At 74.9% G+C, this 1,405-nt stretch carries 2 protein-coding genes; both read right to left on the reverse strand.

Features of this window, described 5'->3' with window-relative positions; genetic code table 11:
• Positions 1 to 62: 62 nt before the first annotated feature.
• On the reverse strand, positions 63 to 1,130 hold the full coding sequence (locus tag AB0G02_RS40315; protein ID WP_360805847.1) for an alpha/beta hydrolase: 1,068 nt from the start codon (positions 1,128 to 1,130) through the stop codon (positions 63 to 65).
• Positions 1,127 to 1,405 (reverse strand): 2-oxo acid dehydrogenase subunit E2 (locus AB0G02_RS40320; RefSeq protein ID WP_360805850.1); only part of this gene is annotated, 279 nt, incomplete at its 5' end. The genes AB0G02_RS40315 and AB0G02_RS40320, both read right to left, overlap by 4 nt.

The following is a 1,405-nucleotide window of genomic DNA, read 5'->3' on the forward strand; positions in this document are numbered from 1 at the left end:
CCGGCAGGTGCTGCGGTGCGCCGCGGACTCCGCGTTCGGTCCACCCGTGGGGTCCGGACGGCTCACCGGCTGCGCAGGCCCAGCAAGCCGACCAGCCCGGCCAACGCCGCCGTCGACGCGTCCCGGACCCCGCGCATCCGCTGTACCGACAGCACCGCCCACAGGCGCGTGCGCAGCGCGTGGTGCGGCGAGCCGTGCACGTCGTCGTTGACCAGAGCGGTGAAGTCGTCCAGACAGGCGCGCAGCAGCTCGGGCTCGTCGCGCGGGACGATCTCGTCGCGGGTGCTGACCGCGTAGGCGACCGGGATGTCCAGCGCCCGCAGGTGCTCACGGGTCAACGCCCGGTCCCGCAGGTGCCCGGCCAAGTCGTCGGCGCCGGTGAGGTGGGTCAAGGTGTCCGCGGTGATCCGGGGCAGCCTTGCCTGCCAGTCGCGGTCGGTGAAGAACCGGCGCACCGGCGCGCCCGCGGTGACCACGCCCCGGATCCGCCGGTCCTCCACGGCGCAGCGCAGCACCAGGTGGCCGCTGAAGCTCAGCGCGATGGCATGGGTCCGGGACACGTCGGCCCGGTCCTGCACCGCGTCCAGCAGCGCGGTCGCCAACGTCCAGCTGCCCCCGTCGTACGGCAGCGGGTTCTGCCCGACGCCGGGCATCTCGGCGACCAGCGCGGCCATGCCCATCCGCCCGGCCTGGGCCAGGATCGGCGCCCACTGCTCCTTGACGCTGACGATGCCGCCCATGACCAGCAGCAGCGGCTTCGGGTCCGTCGTGGACAGACCGGAGGCCAGGCAGGGAACCATGCCGCCGGGCACGTCCAGCTCGACGCGCTCGACACCGTCCTGATCGGCCGCCCAGCGGTCGAACGAGGCCACGCACCGCGCCAGCGCGTCCGCCCTGGCCGGTCCGTCCACGTAGGGGAAGCGCGCCACGTTGTAGCAGCGGGCCGCCTCCAGTGGCCGCCCCGCCCCCTCGTGCGCCTCGCCGGCCCGGCTCCACTCCCCCACCCACGACCCCGGCCCCTCACCGTCGTGGTGGACCCGGTCCAGCAGCGCCGCCAACCGGCGCGGCCGGATGCCCTGCGACCGGGCGTGGATGCCGACGTACCGCTTCAGCTCTTCGACGTCGTTCATCCCTCGAACCCCTGCAGTCCCGCGCGGATCTCGGCCAGTACGTCGGCGGCTTCGGCGCCGTCCACCACCCGGTGGTCGAAGGCGAGGTTGAGCCGCATCACGGGCGCGACGGCGACCACCCCGTCCCGGACCACCGGCCGGTCGGCGGTCCGGCCCAGCCCCAGCGTGATCGTGGTGCCGCCCACGGAGTGGAAGCCGTCCACCGGGCGGTGGCCCAGCGACGTCACGGCGAACGTGCCCAGCAGGCCGGGCCGCCGCGTCAGCGAGCGCAGGCC

The organism is Actinosynnema sp. NPDC023658 (assembly GCF_040639995.1).
GTDB lineage: Bacteria > Actinomycetota > Actinomycetes > Mycobacteriales > Pseudonocardiaceae > Actinosynnema.

What these genes read in the sequence shown, in the direction of transcription:
- AB0G02_RS40315 (WP_360805847.1), bottom strand. Translation starts at nt 1,130, where the DNA reads ATGAACGACGTCGAAGAGCTGAAGCGGTACGTCGGCATCCACGCCCGG.